This is a genomic window from Gibbsiella dentisursi (assembly GCF_039539505.1).
Taxonomy (GTDB): domain Bacteria; phylum Pseudomonadota; class Gammaproteobacteria; order Enterobacterales; family Enterobacteriaceae; genus Gibbsiella; species Gibbsiella quercinecans.
Genome location: NZ_BAABDG010000011.1, coordinates 156,875 through 171,830, shown reverse-complemented (window position 1 = coordinate 171,830; position 14,956 = coordinate 156,875). Strand labels below are relative to the sequence as shown.

At 56.6% G+C, this 14,956-nt stretch carries 13 protein-coding genes, 2 tRNA genes and 1 rRNA gene; 13 read left to right on the top strand and 3 right to left on the bottom strand.

Annotated features, from left to right (window positions below):
• Window positions 1–4 precede the first annotated feature (4 nt).
• The 3 genes from rrf (at window position 5) to ABFX35_RS23010 (ending at window position 374) form a co-directional block, all read left to right on the top strand.
• Window positions 5–120: ribosomal RNA gene (gene rrf, locus ABFX35_RS23020) — 5S ribosomal RNA — on the top strand.
• 93 nt (window positions 121–213) lie between these two features.
• A tRNA-Asp gene (locus ABFX35_RS23015) sits at window positions 214–290 on the top strand.
• A gap of 8 nt (window positions 291–298) precedes the next feature.
• A tRNA-Trp gene (locus ABFX35_RS23010) sits at window positions 299–374 on the top strand.
• Between the two features lie 180 nt (window positions 375–554).
• Here ABFX35_RS23010 and hdfR read toward each other — a convergent pair.
• Window positions 555–1,385, bottom strand: a complete 831-nt coding sequence (hdfR, locus tag ABFX35_RS23005) for an HTH-type transcriptional regulator HdfR (RefSeq protein WP_121526040.1) — start codon at window positions 1,383–1,385, stop codon at window positions 555–557.
• Between the two features lie 119 nt (window positions 1,386–1,504).
• Between hdfR and ABFX35_RS23000 the strand changes: the two genes are divergently transcribed.
• On the top strand, window positions 1,505–1,843 hold the full coding sequence (locus tag ABFX35_RS23000; RefSeq protein WP_095846653.1) for a MaoP family protein: 339 nt from the start codon (window positions 1,505–1,507) through the stop codon (window positions 1,841–1,843).
• A gap of 25 nt (window positions 1,844–1,868) precedes the next feature.
• Here the strand turns inward: ABFX35_RS23000 and ABFX35_RS22995 are convergent, their stop codons facing one another.
• Entirely contained in the window at window positions 1,869–3,392 is a 1,524-nt protein-coding gene (locus tag ABFX35_RS22995) for a YifB family Mg chelatase-like AAA ATPase (RefSeq protein WP_346083060.1), read from the bottom strand.
• Window positions 3,393–3,740: 348 nt separating this feature from the next.
• Between ABFX35_RS22995 and ABFX35_RS22990 the strand changes: the two genes are divergently transcribed.
• The 8 genes from ABFX35_RS22990 to ABFX35_RS22955 all read left to right on the top strand — a co-directional run bounded on the left by ABFX35_RS22990 (window position 3,741) and on the right by ABFX35_RS22955 (window position 12,386).
• Window positions 3,741–4,973 (top strand): MFS transporter, encoded by a 1,233-nt coding sequence (locus ABFX35_RS22990; RefSeq protein WP_346083059.1) that lies wholly within the window; start codon window positions 3,741–3,743, stop codon window positions 4,971–4,973.
• Window positions 4,974–5,106: 133 nt separating this feature from the next.
• Window positions 5,107–5,205, top strand: a complete 99-nt coding sequence (gene ilvL / locus ABFX35_RS22985) for an ilv operon leader peptide (RefSeq protein WP_095849018.1) — start codon at window positions 5,107–5,109, stop codon at window positions 5,203–5,205.
• A gap of 143 nt (window positions 5,206–5,348) precedes the next feature.
• Window positions 5,349–6,995, top strand: coding sequence for an acetolactate synthase 2 catalytic subunit (gene ilvG, locus ABFX35_RS22980; protein WP_346083057.1), 1,647 nt, complete (start codon window positions 5,349–5,351; stop codon window positions 6,993–6,995).
• The gene (ilvM, locus tag ABFX35_RS22975; protein ID WP_095846657.1) at window positions 6,992–7,249 is read left to right on the top strand and encodes an acetolactate synthase 2 small subunit; all 258 of its coding nucleotides are present in this window, start codon (window positions 6,992–6,994) and stop codon (window positions 7,247–7,249) included. Before ilvG ends, ilvM begins: the two co-directional genes overlap by 4 nt.
• Window positions 7,250–7,270: 21 nt before the next feature.
• Complete coding sequence (locus ABFX35_RS22970) at window positions 7,271–8,197, top strand: branched-chain amino acid transaminase (protein WP_095846658.1); 927 nt, start codon at window positions 7,271–7,273, stop codon at window positions 8,195–8,197.
• A gap of 80 nt (window positions 8,198–8,277) precedes the next feature.
• The gene (gene ilvD, locus ABFX35_RS22965; RefSeq protein WP_346083056.1) at window positions 8,278–10,128 is read left to right on the top strand and encodes a dihydroxy-acid dehydratase; all 1,851 of its coding nucleotides are present in this window, start codon (window positions 8,278–8,280) and stop codon (window positions 10,126–10,128) included.
• A 2-nt stretch (window positions 10,129–10,130) separates the two neighbouring features.
• The gene (ilvA, locus tag ABFX35_RS22960) at window positions 10,131–11,675 is read left to right on the top strand and encodes a threonine ammonia-lyase, biosynthetic (protein ID WP_095846660.1); all 1,545 of its coding nucleotides are present in this window, start codon (window positions 10,131–10,133) and stop codon (window positions 11,673–11,675) included.
• Window positions 11,676–11,684: 9 nt separating this feature from the next.
• Window positions 11,685–12,386: a DUF2461 domain-containing protein gene (locus tag ABFX35_RS22955; protein WP_095846661.1), complete on the top strand. Its 702-nt coding sequence runs from the start codon at window positions 11,685–11,687 to the stop codon at window positions 12,384–12,386.
• On the opposite strand, the gene ilvY is transcribed toward ABFX35_RS22955, so the two are convergent.
• On the bottom strand, window positions 12,381–13,268 hold the full coding sequence (gene ilvY / locus ABFX35_RS22950; protein ID WP_121555829.1) for an HTH-type transcriptional activator IlvY: 888 nt from the start codon (window positions 13,266–13,268) through the stop codon (window positions 12,381–12,383). The two genes, ABFX35_RS22955 and ilvY, sit on opposite strands and share 6 nt — an antisense overlap.
• A 181-nt stretch (window positions 13,269–13,449) precedes the next feature.
• On the opposite strand from ilvY, the gene ilvC reads away from it, so the two are divergent.
• Window positions 13,450–14,925: a ketol-acid reductoisomerase gene (ilvC, locus tag ABFX35_RS22945; RefSeq protein ID WP_095846662.1), complete on the top strand. Its 1,476-nt coding sequence runs from the start codon at window positions 13,450–13,452 to the stop codon at window positions 14,923–14,925.
• Window positions 14,926–14,956: the final 31 nt, after the last annotated feature.

The following is a 14,956-nucleotide window of genomic DNA, read 5'->3' as shown; positions in this document are numbered from 1 at the left end:
TTTGCCTGGCGGCAATAGCGCGGTGGTCCCACCTGACCCCATGCCGAACTCAGAAGTGAAACGCCGTAGCGCCGATGGTAGTGTGGGGTCTCCCCATGCGAGAGTAGGACACTGCCAGGCATCAAATAACGTTGTTAGCGTGACGGCTGGCAATAGCAGGGCTGCGATGAGCAGTTTTGCAGGTATCGAAAGATACCGCGTAAAAGAATCGGTGGAGCGGTAGTTCAGTTGGTTAGAATACCTGCCTGTCACGCAGGGGGTCGCGGGTTCGAGCCCCGTCCGTTCCGCCACCCTATTTAGGGGCGTAGTTCAATTGGTAGAGCACCGGTCTCCAAAACCGGGTGTTGGGAGTTCGAGTCTCTCCGCCCCTGCCAGATTAAAAACCCTTTGCGAAAGCAAAGGGTTTTTTGCTTTCTGCGTTCCGATCTTTTTCCCTGATAGCATACCGGCGATCAACGCTTCGCTACCCCCTTGGCCTTTCCCATGCCCCCAGAAGCGGATACAGACGTTTTAAGCGCAAAGCTTTGCCGTGAGCTTAAAAACCGGTTACAGCGTTATGCGTCGACAGTATTTAAAGGTATTTTCAGCAACTGACGGATCAACGACTGATGATCGCTGTTTTGTAGCCAAACGGCATACAAGGGGCGGACGATTGCCGGTATATCCGTATCCACAGCCAACTGTGGATAGTCTTTTTCCCACTGACCAGGCAGAAACGCACAGCCACCGGTGGTTTCCAGAAGCTGCCGTGTCAGATGTGCTGATGTCGTTGTGAGGATAGGGATATGATCTTCCCCCAGCATGCGGCTCTCCTGCTGATGAAAATCAGCACCCCATTCCAGCTTGATATACGGGCGCGGGGAGTGGCTACCGCTCTGAGCGCTGGAAAATAGCCGCAGGGAAAAGCTGCCAAGCAGTTGGCTGGCCAGTTCGTCCATCTTTGGCGGCTCAGTGGTGATCAATAAATCAAGCTGCCTTTCATGCAACTGTTTGACCAACGACTGCCTTAAGGCCACCCGGGCCTCCAACTGGAGGGTTCCCTGCTGCTGGTATAGCGTTTGTAGCCAGGGCGTCAGGTAGGCTTCCCACAGCGATGCGGTTGCGCCAATGGAGAGCTCTGTGTGTTGCAGTGAACGCACCACCTCTTTTTTGGCCAGTTGCCACGTGTTTATCAGGTTTTCTGCATAGGGCAATAGCCGCTCACCGGCCGAGGTTAGCCGAATATTGTTGCGATGCCGAGTGAATAAATTTGCACCTAGTTGATTTTCCAACTGACGGATACGGAAACTGACCGCAGACTGTGTCAGGTACAGGGATTCGGCGGCTCGGCCAAAGTGACGCGTTCTACTGACCTCCAAAAAGGTTTTCAGTAATTCGGTATCCACACCCATCTCCAAAAATTTTTGTCGTTAAGATTTAAATGTTTTGTTTTACACAATGTCAAGCCTATCTAATACTCCGCGCCATAAACAGCACGGCCATAAGAGAATTAGGAGCGTGTCAGATGGCGGAAAGCTTCACTACGACCAATCGTTTTTTTGATAACAAACACTATCCTCGCGGGTTTTCCCGTCACGGCGATTTCACCATTAAAGAAGCGCAATTGCTAGAGCGCTTCGGGTATGCGTTCAACGAGCTGGACTCGGGCAAACGCCAGCCTGCCACAGAAGAAGAACAGCTGTTTGTGGCGGTATGCCGTGGGGAGCGTGAACCGGCGACTGAGCAGGAAAGAGTCTGGTTTAAATATCTGGCGCGTACTCGCCGCCCGAAAAAATTCCATACCCTTTCTGGCGGTAAGCCGCAGGCGGATGTGGTGGAAGACTACACCGAAAGCGACGATTAATCCGATGGGGCCTTTGGCCCCATTTTCATTCCATGCTGTTATGCAATTGCTGCAGCAGGCGATCCATGCGGCGGTAGCTTAGCGCTTCGCTCAGGTGCGGCCTGCTAATCGCTTCTGCGTTGGCCAGATCTGCCAAGGTGCGGGCCACTTTCAGGAGCCGCTGCCACGCACGCACGGAAAGCCCCAGTTTGCTCAGCGTGTCTTCCAGATACTGGGCGTCCTCATCATTGAGCCGGCAGTGTTGCTCCACTTCGCGATTATTCAGCAACGCATTAACCTTGCCTGCCCGGCTCAGTTGCCTTTTACGCGCCATGAGAACCCGTTGCCTGATTTGCCTGCTGCTTTCGCCGGGGCTTGGCTGCTTGCTAAGCATGCCGGGAGGTAACAGCGGCATTTCAATCGATAGATCAAAACGATCGAGAAACGGCCCGGAGAGCCTGCTGAGATAGCGTAGGATCTGCTGCGGCGGCGTTCGGTTGTGTATCCCCTGATAGTGCCCGGTTGGGCTAGGGTTCATGGCGGCAATCAATTGGACGCGTGCCGGGAAGCGCACCTTAGCGTTAGCACGCGAGATGATGATTTCACCCGATTCCAGCGGTTCGCGCAGAGCGTCCAGCACCCGGCGTTCAAATTCCGGCAGTTCGTCCAGGAACAGCACACCGTTGTGCGCCATGGAGATTTCACCCGGCCTCGGCAGCGACCCCCCGCCGACCAACGCAGCCATCGAGGCGCTATGATGCGGGGCGCGAAATGGCCGCTGGCGCCACGGTAACGTACTGTCTGAATGTGCCGATAGGCTGGCGACGGCAATGCTTTCCAGGGCTTCCTGATCGGTCAGGGGCGGCAGCAGGCCGTTGAGACGGCTGGCTAGCATGGTTTTCCCGGTGCCTGGGGGGCCAAGCAGCAACAGGTTATGCCCGCCGGCTGCGGCGATCTCCAGCGCGCGTTTAGCTTGTTCCTGGCCGATGATTTCCCGCATATCCGCCTTCTCTTCCGGCACATCGCCGGCTGCCGCGGGGATAGCGACACGGAGTTCGCCCTTTCCCTGCAAAAATGCGCAGACTTCCAGCAAGTGCCTGGCGATGCGCACCCCACCCTGTGGAATGAGCCCAACCTCGTTACCGTTGTCCTCCGACAACACCAGCTCGCGCTTGGCGGCGGTGGCTGCCAGGGCGGCCGGTATTGCGCCGTTTACCCCGCGTATGGCCCCAGACAATGCCAATTCACCCAGGAACTCGTGGCGCGCCAGCGTATCGCCAGGGATCTGTGCCGAAGCGGCGAGTATGGCCAACGCGATCGGCAAATCATAGCGGCCCCCTTCTTTGGGGAGATCGGCCGGCGCCAGGTTGACGGTAATGCGCTTGGCCGGGAAGGTGAAACCGTTATTCAGTAAGGCGCTGCGCACCCGATCGCGCGCTTCCTTGACGGTGGTTTCCGGCAGCCCGACCAACACCAGGCCGGGCAATCCGTTGCTGATATGCACTTCGATGGTGACCAACGGCGCCTGAACGCCGATTGAGGCGCGGGTATAAGTGACGGCCAATGACATGGTGACCTCCTTGCTTGGGGGCCACATGATGCCGCTGGTGAGCGAGCGATACGAGCAACGGTTGGCTATCCTGTGTGGCGTATCGCAGCTAACACACATGATTTCAACCCATTGTCTTTTTTCTGCGCGCAGGCTCGGCCCACCCGGCAATACCTCCTAACAATTACGCAAATGCCGCAACAAATTAGCTGGCTAATCAAGTTGCAACCGGAAGGTTAATGGGTGTATTTAACAAAAGGTTAAAACAAAAATCAGTTCATTAACATAAGTGCGGCGGTGGCCGTGCGTTTTCCTGTGCGGCAGCCGCCCAAACCTTACTACCTCGTACTCTACGATAGGGATAACGTTATGTTTGGTTGGAGCCCACTACAACGTAATGCTGCCGTCGCCAGCTTTTTAAGCTGGACGCTGGATGCCTTTGATTTTTTCGTCCTGGTCTTTCTGCTCAGCGATATTGCGCAGGCTTTCCAGGTTGGCATGGAAGAAGTGACGTTGGCTATTTTGCTGACGTTGGCTGTGCGGCCAATCGGCGCATTGCTTTTCGGCCGTGCAGCGGAAAAATATGGCCGCAAACCGATATTGATGCTGAATATCGTTTTCTTCTCGATGTTTGAATTACTGTCCGCCACGGCCCCTTCGCTGATGGTGTTTTTAGCGTTGCGGGTGCTGTACGGCATCGCCATGGGGGGGATCTGGGGGGTAGCGTCGTCACTGGCGATGGAAACCATACCGGACCGCTCGCGCGGATTGATGTCGGGGATTTTTCAGGCTGGCTATCCGTTTGGCTATCTGCTGGCGGCAGTGGCCTATGGCCTGTTGTTCGATGTGGTCGGGTGGCGCGGCATGTTTGTGATTGGCGCGGCGCCCATTCTGCTGTTGCCGTTTATTTACTACTGCGTACAGGAGTCGCCGGTGTGGCTGGCGGCGCGTGAACGCAAGGAAAGCACGGCGTTGTTGCCCGTTCTGAAGAGCCATTGGAAGCTGTGTATTTATCTGGTGTTGCTGATGGCCGCCTTCAATTTCTTTTCCCATGGCACACAGGATCTTTATCCGGCGTTTCTGAAAATCCAACACGGTTTTGAGCCTAAAATCGTGAGCATCATTGCCGTCAGCTACAACGTCGCCTCAATCATCGGTGGGATTTTCTTCGGCACGCTGTCGGAAAAAATTGGGCGCAAGAAGGCGATTATCATCGCGGCTCTGTTAGCGTTGCCGGTGATCCCGCTGTGGGCCTTTTCCAGCGGCTCGCTGACGCTGGGGGTAGGGGCTTTCCTGATGCAGTTCATGGTGCAGGGGGCATGGGGGGTGATACCGACTTACCTCAACGAGCTGGTGCCGGCGAATACCCGGGCGGTTCTGCCGGGCTTTGTTTATCAACTGGGGAATTTGCTTGCGTCGGTGAATGCCACCTTGCAGGCGGCGATTGCCGAAAGCCATGGGCATAACTATGGGTTGGCAATGGCGCTGGTTGCGGGCACGGTGGCGATCGTGATTGCGGTGCTGGTATTTTTTGGTAAGGATACGCGCGGTAAAACCATCTCGGGTACTGTCAGTTCGCCGGGAATGCGTGCAACTTACTGAAATAGATATTCTTTGTGTGGAAATTGTTCGCTAGATGCCTAATAGTTTCGTAAAAAAAGAGTTGTCATGCCCTAGCTGACTATGATAACTCTGTATGCATCCGTTCAAAGTAAACACAACGAACAACCCAATTATGAAAGCGTTTGCCCAAGTGATTAGCCTAGTCGTGATTAGCGTGGTGGTGATTATTATCCCACCGTGCGGGGCTGCATTTGGACGAAAAATGGCTTAAAACCAAGCCGAAGTCGCAAAAGAACCCCCGCACCGAAAGGTCTGGGGGTTTTTTATTGGCAAGAGAAAATGTACTGAGGAAGACAAAAAAATGAAAAACACACCAAAATCCTTCAGCTATCGAAGTAAGACGGGGAAGTAATCATGACGGGCGCTCAGTGGGTAGTACAAGCGTTGCGTGCGCAGAATGTGGATACCGTGTTTGGATATCCGGGTGGCGCGATTATGCCGGTATACGATGCATTATATGATGGTGGTGTAGAGCACTTGCTGTGCCGCCATGAACAAGGCGCCGCCATGGCGGCCATTGGTTATGCCCGCGCGACTGGGAAAGTCGGCGTATGTATCGCCACTTCCGGCCCCGGCGCCACCAATCTGATCACTGGGCTGGCTGATGCCTTGTTGGATTCGGTGCCTGTGGTTGCCATTACCGGCCAGGTAGGATCCCAGCTTATTGGCACAGATGCTTTTCAGGAGATCGATGTTCTTGGCCTGTCTTTGGCCTGTACCAAGCACAGTTTTCTGGTGGAGTCGTTGGAGGCGCTGCCCGGCATTATCGCCGAAGCCTTTGCCATCGCCAGCAGCGGCCGCCCTGGCCCGGTACTGATTGATATCCCGAAAGACATCCAATTGGCGCAGGGGGATTTACTCCCGCAGCTGTTGCCGGTGGAAAGCGAACCGGAATGCCCGGCCGAGGCGTTGGCCGAAGCCAAAGCCCTGCTGGCGCAGGCACAGAAACCGATGTTATACGTCGGCGGCGGCGTAGGGATGGCCCGGGCGGTGCCGGCGCTGCGTGAATTTATCGCCGCGACGCAGATCCCAAGCGTTGTTACCTTGAAAGGATTAGGTGCGCCGGAAGCCGATCACCCGTATTATCTTGGCATGCTGGGTATGCACGGCACCAAGGCGGCAAATCTGGCCGTGCAGGGGTGCGATTTGCTGGTTGCCGTCGGCGCGCGCTTTGACGACCGCGTGACTGGCAAACTGAATGCTTTTGCGCCGAACGCCAAAGTGATCCACATGGATATCGATCCCGCTGAAATGAACAAATTGCGCCAGGCGCACGTTGCGCTGCAGGGCGATCTGAAGGCCATTCTGCCTGCCTTGCAGCAGCCGCTGAATATTGCGCCCTGGCAACGGCAGATCGCTGAATTGAAAGAAACCCATACTTGGCGTTATGATCATCCCGGCCAACCCATTTATGCCCCGCTGTTTCTGAAGCAGCTTTCCGAGTGTATGCCTGCCAATACCGTTGTGACGACCGATGTGGGTCAGCACCAGATGTGGACTGCCCAGCATATGACCTTTGACCGCCCGGAGAACTTCATCACCTCCAGCGGCCTTGGCACGATGGGCTTTGGCGTTCCGGCAGCGGTAGGGGCGCAAATGGCGCGGCCGGAGGATATGGTTATCTGCGTGTCGGGCGACGGGTCGTTTATGATGAATATTCAAGAGCTGGGCACCATAAAACGAAAACGGTTACCGTTGAAAATCGTTTTACTGGACAACCAGCGTTTAGGGATGGTTCGCCAGTGGCAACAACTGTTTTTTGATGGCCGTTACAGCGAAACCAACCTCTCCGATAACCCCGACTTCTTGATATTGGCCTCTGCCTTCGGCATCCCCGGCCAACGCATTACCCGCAAAGACCAGGTCGCAGAAGCACTCGATGCCTTACTCAACAGCGAAGGCCCTTATCTGTTGCAGGTCGCCATTGATGAACTTGAAAACGTTTGGCCGTTAGTACCCCCGGGCGCGGGCAACGAAACCATGTTGGAGAAAGTATCATGATGCAGCATCAACTCTCGATCCAGGCCCGCTTCCGCCCTGAAATGTTAGAACGCGTGTTACGCGTGGTGCGCCATCGCGGTTTTCAGGTCTGCGCCATGAACATGGTTTCAGCGGCGAATACCGACAACATCAATATAGAATTGACCGTTGCCAGCCAACGCCCAGTGGATCTCCTGTCATCGCAATTAAGAAAGCTGATGGACGTCTCCTGCGTTGAGATACAGCAACAAACATCACAACAAATACGCGCCTGATGCGCGAGAAGGAAAAAAACAATGACGAGTAAAGCCGATTATATATGGTTCAATGGCGAGATGGTTCCCTGGGCTGATGCGAAAGTGCACGTCATGTCGCACGCGCTGCATTACGGCACCTCGGTGTTTGAAGGGGTGCGCTGCTACGATTCCCACAAAGGCCCAGTGGTGTTCCGTCACCGTGAACATATGCAGCGCCTGCACGATTCCGCCAAAATCTACCGTATGCCGCTGGCGCAAAGCGTGGATGAGCTGATGGAAGCTTGCCGCGCTACGCTGCGTAAAAATAATCTGGTTAGCGCCTATATTCGTCCTCTGGTGTTTGTTGGTGATGTCGGCATGGGCGTTAACCCGCCGGACGGTTACAAAACTGACGTGATTATCGCGGCGTTCCCGTGGGGCGCTTATCTGGGCGAAGACGCGCTGGATCAGGGCATTGATGCGATGGTCTCCTCTTGGCACCGCGCGGCGCCAAACACCATCCCAACGGCCGCCAAGGCCGGTGGTAACTACCTTTCCTCTCTGCTGGTGGGCAGCGAAGCGCGCCGCCACGGCTATCAGGAAGGCATTGCGCTGGACGTTCACGGTTATATTTCCGAAGGCGCAGGGGAAAACCTGTTCCAGGTGAAAGACGGTGTGTTGTTTACTCCGCCGTTCACCTCTTCCGCGCTGCCGGGGATTACCCGCGACGCGATTATCAAACTGGCGAAAGATCTGGGCTTTGAAATCCGTGAGCAGGTTCTGTCACGCGAATCGCTATACCTGGCCGATGAAGTGTTTATGTCCGGCACCGCAGCGGAAATCACCCCGGTACGCAGCGTTGACGGCATCCAGGTTGGCATCGGCAAGTGCGGCCCAATCACCAAACAAATTCAACAGGCGTTCTTTGGCCTGTTCACCGGCCAGACCGAAGACAAATATGGCTGGCTGGATCCGGTTAATTCGTAACAGATTCAATAAGACAGAAACAGATAAGCGGGCGGTTCGTTCGCCGCCCGACAAGCAGAATACATTGGAGTGAAAAGAGCATGCCTAAGTACCGTTCCGCCACCACCACCCACGGCCGTAATATGGCGGGTGCACGCGCATTGTGGCGCGCCACTGGGATGACCGACGCCGATTTCGGCAAGCCGATTATCGCGGTGGTCAACTCGTTTACCCAGTTTGTGCCGGGCCATGTGCACCTGCGCGATTTGGGTAAACTGGTAGCCGAACAGATCGAAGCTTCCGGCGGTGTCGCGAAAGAGTTTAATACCATCGCGGTGGATGATGGTATCGCCATGGGGCACGGCGGCATGCTCTATTCTCTGCCGTCGCGCGAACTGATTGCCGATTCCGTGGAATACATGGTGAATGCCCACTGCGCCGATGCGATGGTGTGCATTTCCAACTGTGACAAAATCACGCCGGGGATGCTGATGGCGTCGCTGCGCCTGAATATTCCGGTCATTTTCGTTTCCGGCGGCCCAATGGAAGCCGGGAAAACCAAGCTTTCCAACCAACTGATCAAGCTCGATCTGGTCGACGCGATGATCCAGGGGGCGAACCCGAAGGTAAGCGACGCCGATAGCGAGCAGATCGAACGTTCCGCTTGCCCAACCTGCGGTTCCTGCTCTGGCATGTTTACCGCCAACTCAATGAACTGCCTGACGGAAGCTCTGGGGCTGTCACAGCCGGGCAATGGCTCGCTGCTGGCGACGCATGCCGATCGCAAGGCGCTGTTCCTGAATGCCGGCAAACGCATCGTTGAGCTGACCAAGCGCTACTACGAGCAGGATGATGAAAGCGCGCTGCCGCGTAATATCGCCACCAAAGCCGCATTTGAAAACGCCATGACGCTGGATATCGCCATGGGCGGTTCGACCAATACCGTGCTCCACCTGCTGGCTTCGGCGCAGGAAGGGGAAATCGATTTCACCATGGCCGATATCGACCGCCTGTCGCGCAAAGTTCCGCACCTGTGCAAAGTGGCGCCAAGCACCCAGAAATACCATATGGAAGACGTGCACCGCGCCGGCGGCGTGATCGGGATCCTCGGCGAGCTGGACCGCGCCGGGTTGCTGCACCGCGACGTGTGCAACGTGCTGGGGCTGTCGTTGCCGCAAACGCTGGAACGTTATGACGTGATGCTGACCAGCGATGAAGCCGTGAAAAAAATGTATTCCGCGGGCCCGGCGGGTATCCGTACCACCCAGGCGTTCTCGCAAGATTGCCGCTGGGAGTCGCTGGATACCGATCGCCAGGAAGGCTGCATCCGTACGCGTGAGCACGCTTACAGCCAGGACGGGGGGTTGGCGGTGCTGTACGGTAACCTGGCGGAAGACGGCTGCATTGTTAAAACGGCCGGTGTGGATAAAGAGATCCTCACCTTCAGCGGCCCGGCAAAAGTGTACGAAAGCCAGGAAGACGCAGTAGAGGCGATCCTCGGCGGCAAAGTCGTGGCGGGTGATGTGGTTGTGATCCGCTATGAAGGGCCGAAAGGCGGGCCGGGCATGCAGGAAATGCTCTATCCGACCACCTACCTGAAATCAATGGGGCTGGGTAAAGCCTGCGCATTGATCACGGATGGGCGCTTCTCCGGCGGTACCTCTGGCCTGTCGATTGGCCATGCCTCACCGGAAGCGGCCAACGGCGGTTTGATTGGCCTGGTGCAGGATGGCGACACCATCAACATCGATATTCCCAACCGTGGGATTTCGCTGGCCGTTGATGAGCAGGAACTGGCCGCTCGCCGTGAAGCCGAACTGGCGCGCGGCAGCGCGGCCTGGACGCCGAAAACCCGTCAGCGCCAGGTTTCTTTCGCGCTGCGCGCCTATGCATCATTGGCGACCAGTGCCGATAAAGGCGCAGTACGTGACAAAAGCAAGCTGGGAGGCTAATCATGGCGGCGTCACAACCTCTACCCGCGGCCCCGTGTGGCGCGGAGTATTTGCGAGCGGTGCTCCGCTCGCCGGTTTACGAGGTGGCCCAGGTCACCCCGTTACAAACCATGGACAAGCTTTCTTCACGCTTGGGCAACACCATCCTGGTCAAACGGGAAGATCGGCAGCCGGTGCACAGTTTCAAACTGCGCGGGGCGTACGCCATGATCGCCGGCCTGGATGAAGAGCAACGCTCGCGCGGTGTGATTACCGCGTCTGCCGGCAACCATGCCCAGGGCGTGGCGATGTCGGGCAGCCGTCTGGGCATTAAAACCCTGATCGTGATGCCCGTCGCCACAGCGGATATCAAAGTGGATGCGGTGCGCGGTTTTGGCGGTGAAGTGCTGCTGCACGGCGCTAATTTCGATGAGGCCAAAGCCAAGGCGATCGAACTTTCCCAGCAGCAGGGCATGACCTTCGTCCCGCCGTTTGATCACCCGGCGGTGATCGCCGGGCAGGGTACGCTGGCGATGGAACTGCTGCAGCAGGATTCGCACCTGGACCGGGTGTTTGTTCCGGTTGGCGGCGGCGGCCTGGCGGCCGGCGTGGCGGTGTTGATCAAACAACTGATGCCGCAAATTAAAGTGATCGGCGTGGAAGCGGAAGACTCCGCCTGTCTGCGGGCGGCGTTGGACGCCGGCGAACCGGTGGATCTGGCTCGCGTCGGGCTGTTTGCCGAAGGCGTGGCGGTAAAACGCATTGGCGATGAGACCTTCCGCCTGTGCCGTGAATATCTGGATGATGTGATCACGGTTGATAGCGACGCCATCTGCGCGGCGGTCAAAGACCTGTTTGAAGATGTGCGCGCCATTGCTGAACCGTCCGGTGCACTGGCGTTGGCCGGGATGAAAAAGTACATCCAGCAGCACGGGATTCAGGGCGAGCGTCTGGCGCACGTGCTGTCCGGGGCGAACGTCAACTTCCACGGCCTGCGTTACGTTTCCGAACGTTGTGAGCTTGGGGAACACCGTGAAGCCTTACTGGCGGTGACTATCCCTGAACGCAAGGGCAGCTTCCTTAAGTTCTGCCACCTGCTGGGTGGGCGTGCGGTGACCGAGTTCAACTACCGCTATGCCGATGCGGACAGCGCCTGCATTTTTGTTGGCGTGCGCCTGACGCGCGGCTATGCCGAACGCCAGGAAATCATCACCGAGCTGGGCGCGGGCGGCTATCAGGTTGTGGATTTGTCTGATGATGAAATGGCCAAGCTGCATGTGCGTTACATGGTGGGCGGGCGGCCGACCAAGCCGTTGCATGAGCGACTGTATAGCTTTGAGTTCCCGGAATCCCCCGGCGCACTGCTTAACTTCTTGAACACGCTGGGCACGCACTGGAATATCTCGCTGTTCCATTATCGCAGCCACGGCACGGACTTCGGCCGCGTGTTGGCCGGGTTTGAGTTGACGCAGAGTGAGCCGGAGTTTGAAAAACACCTGACGGCATTGGGTTATGAGTGCCACGATGAAACAAATAACCCGGCGTTCCGTTTCTTCCTGCAAGGATAAGGCAAGGCAATGGCGCAGCAGTTTACCGGTTTCAGCCAGCAAGGGTTGACCTTTTTGCAGCAGGTATGCCGCGAAAACGACAAGGAGTGGTTCGAGGCCAACCGTGGCGTGTATGAACGTGAATTGCTGGCGCCGTTCCGCGCGCTGGTGGATCAACTGGCGCCGGCGATGTTGGCGATTGATCCGCAGTTCGAAACGCGGCCCGCCATCGGGAAGACGCTGTCGCGTATTCATCGCGATACGCGTTTTTCACACGATAAGTCGCGCTACCGCAGCCGCCTGTGGCTGACGTTTAAGCGGCCAAGCAAGGACTGGAAGGATGCGCCGGCGTACTTTTTTGAAATCGGCCCCGACATGTTGCGCTATGGGCTGGGGTATTACAGCGCCAACAAGGCCACGATGGATCTGTTCCGCCATACGTTGCAACGCCGGCCGCAGCAGTTTCTGGCGGTGGCGCAATGCTGCCAGCCGCCGTTTGAGCTGGTTGGCGAGCGTTATAAACGCCTGCTGGTGAAGGATTTGGCCGAGGAGCTGTCAACCTGGTATCACCGCAAGTCTTTTGCCGTGATGGTGACGGATCCCCAGGTTGAGAAAGCGTTCAGCGCCACGCTGCCGGCCAGCCTAGCGCAGGGCTTCCAACAGCTTGCTCCGCTTTATGACTGGCTGATGCAGGTTGAAGCCATGAAGCAGATCGATCCGGCCGATCTATGACAGCAACACATGCCAGAAGGCGTCGATCAGTGGATCGTTAAGGCGTTTTTTCTGCACGCAAACGCCCAGATCGAACGGCTCGACCATCGGTACGTGATCCAACTGCGACACGCGGTTGCGCACCGGTTCCGGGCTGTGTTCCAGCACCACGCTTGGGATTAGCGCAATGCCGCAGCCGAGCGCCACCATGGAAACGATCGCTTCGTGGCCGCTGACCGTAGCGTAAATCAGCGGGTTACTGATGCGCAGGCGGCGGAACCACAGATCAACGCGTTTTCGCGACGGGCCATACTCCGGCAGGATAAAGGGAATGCTGGCCCAGTCGGGCTGTTCGGCCAGTGCCTGGGTGCGTGCGGCACAGGGGAGCGCCGGCACGATAAGCTCCATCGGAATATCGCCGATTTTGGTGAACTCGATGCTGCCGGGCAGGGTTTCCGGGCGGCCAGCCAGGCCGAGATCGGCTTCGCTGGACTGGACTTTATCGACCGCATCGGCGGCATCGCCGGTGGTTAGTTTAATTTCGACCAGCGGATGCTGCGCGCGGAAGCGGTCAAGAATCGGCGGCAGGTGGCTATAAGCGGCAGTCACCGAACAAAATACCCGCAGCTCGCCGCTGAGTGAGGGGCCGTGTTGGCCGATCGCGTGCTTCAACTGTTGATACTGCAACAGCGTTTGCTGGGCAAAGGTTTTCAGCTGTTCGCCCGCGTCGGTTAATTGCACGGTGCGGTTATCGCGCAGAAATAACGGTTGCCCGAGGCCTTCCTCCAACCGTTGGATCTGCCGGGAAAGCGTGGATGGGCTGACGTGCGTCGCCTTGGCGGTGCGGCCGAAGTGATGGCTTTCGGCAAGATGTAAGAACAGCTTTAAATCACGCAAATCCATATCGGTATGCTCGCAGCAGGTATGTTGCAGAAATTGCAATATAGCGTTCTTAATATATCAATTTAAGCAACGCATTTCCTGTTATACATTGAGCTCAACGTATCTCCGTACAGACAGGACGGGATAGTGAAAATAACATCGATCTCTCGTATCGACACAACATTAAAACTGGAGTACCACCATGGCTAATTATTTCAACACATTGAACCTGCGCCAGCAGTTGGCGCAATTGGGTAAGTGTCGCTTTATGGCGCGTGAAGAATTTGCGGATGAGGCAAACTACCTGAAAGGTAAAAAAGTGGTGATTGTCGGCTGTGGCGCCCAGGGCCTGAACCAAGGGCTGAACATGCGCGATTCGGGCCTGGATATCTCCTATGCCCTGCGTAAAGCAGCGATCGAAGAAAAACGCCCTTCATGGCGCAAAGCGACCGAGAATGGTTTCACCGTCGGCACCTACGAAGACCTGATCCCGCAGGCGGATCTGGTGGTTAACCTGACGCCGGACAAACAGCACTCTGCGGTCGTGCGTGCGGTACAACCGCTGATGAAAAAAGGTTCTGCGCTGGGCTATTCCCACGGTTTCAACATCGTTGAAGTTGGCGAGCAGATTCGTAAAGACATTACGGTGGTCATGGTGGCGCCAAAATGTCCTGGTACTGAAGTGCGTGAAGAATACAAACGTGGTTTCGGCGTGCCGACCCTGATCGCGGTTCACCCGGAAAACGATCCGCAGGGTGAAGGCATGGCAATCGCCAAAGCATGGGCGGCAGCCACCGGCGGCCACCGTGCCGGCGTTCTGGAATCCTCCTTCGTGGCTGAAGTGAAGTCTGACCTGATGGGTGAGCAGACGATTCTGTGCGGTATGCTGCAGGCGGGTTCTCTGCTGTGCTTTGACAAGCTGGTGGCTGAAGGCACCGATCCGGCCTATGCGGAAAAACTGATTCAGTACGGTTGGGAAACCGTGACCGAAGCGCTGAAACAGGGCGGTATCACCCTGATGATGGATCGCCTGTCCAATCCGGCCAAGCTGCGCGCTTACGCGCTGTCTGAACAGCTGAAAGGCATTATGGCGCCGTTGTTCCAAAAACACATGGACGACATTATCTCTGGCGCCTTCTCCAGCGGCATGATGGCTGACTGGGCGGAAGATGATGTGAAACTGCTGACCTGGCGTGAAGAAACCGGTAAAACCGCGTTTGAAAATGCGCAGCAGTTCGAAGGCAAAATCGGCGAGCAGGAATACTTCGATAACGGCGTGCTGATGATTGCAATGGTGAAAGCGGGCGTTGAACTGGCCTTCGAAACCATGGTGTCTTCCGGCATTATTGAAGAATCCGCTTACTATGAATCGCTGCACGAGCTGCCGCTGATTGCCAACACCATCGCGCGTAAACGCCTGTATGAGATGAACGTGGTTATCTCTGATACGGCGGAATACGGTAACTACCTGTTCGCTAACGCCGCGGTGCCGTTGCTGAAAGATTTCATGAATACCCTGCAGGCGGGCGATCTGGGCAAGGCCGTTGCGGCTACCGCCGTTGACAATGCGCAACTGCGTGATGTGAATGAAGCGGTGCGTAATCACCCAATCGAAGCCATTGGCCGCAAACTGCGTGGCTACATGACGGACATGAAACGTATCGCTGTGGCAGGTTAATACCCGCCATACCAACAGGGCCCAGCATGCT

What these genes read in the sequence shown, in the direction of transcription:
- ABFX35_RS22995 (WP_346083060.1), bottom strand. Translation starts at nt 3,392, where the DNA reads ATGTCATTGGCCGTCACTTATACCCGCGCCTCAATCGGCGTTCAGGCG.
- ABFX35_RS22970 (WP_095846658.1), top strand. Translation starts at nt 7,271, where the DNA reads ATGACGAGTAAAGCCGATTATATATGGTTCAATGGCGAGATGGTTCCC.
- ABFX35_RS22955 (WP_095846661.1), top strand. Translation starts at nt 11,685, where the DNA reads ATGGCGCAGCAGTTTACCGGTTTCAGCCAGCAAGGGTTGACCTTTTTG.
- ilvG (WP_346083057.1), top strand. Translation starts at nt 5,349, where the DNA reads ATGACGGGCGCTCAGTGGGTAGTACAAGCGTTGCGTGCGCAGAATGTG.
- ilvY (WP_121555829.1), bottom strand. Translation starts at nt 13,268, where the DNA reads ATGGATTTGCGTGATTTAAAGCTGTTCTTACATCTTGCCGAAAGCCAT.
- ilvL (WP_095849018.1), top strand. Translation starts at nt 5,107, where the DNA reads ATGAAAGCGTTTGCCCAAGTGATTAGCCTAGTCGTGATTAGCGTGGTG.
- ilvM (WP_095846657.1), top strand. Translation starts at nt 6,992, where the DNA reads ATGATGCAGCATCAACTCTCGATCCAGGCCCGCTTCCGCCCTGAAATG.
- ilvC (WP_095846662.1), top strand. Translation starts at nt 13,450, where the DNA reads ATGGCTAATTATTTCAACACATTGAACCTGCGCCAGCAGTTGGCGCAA.
- ilvD (WP_346083056.1), top strand. Translation starts at nt 8,278, where the DNA reads ATGCCTAAGTACCGTTCCGCCACCACCACCCACGGCCGTAATATGGCG.
- ilvA (WP_095846660.1), top strand. Translation starts at nt 10,131, where the DNA reads ATGGCGGCGTCACAACCTCTACCCGCGGCCCCGTGTGGCGCGGAGTAT.
- ABFX35_RS22990 (WP_346083059.1), top strand. Translation starts at nt 3,741, where the DNA reads ATGTTTGGTTGGAGCCCACTACAACGTAATGCTGCCGTCGCCAGCTTT.
- ABFX35_RS23000 (WP_095846653.1), top strand. Translation starts at nt 1,505, where the DNA reads ATGGCGGAAAGCTTCACTACGACCAATCGTTTTTTTGATAACAAACAC.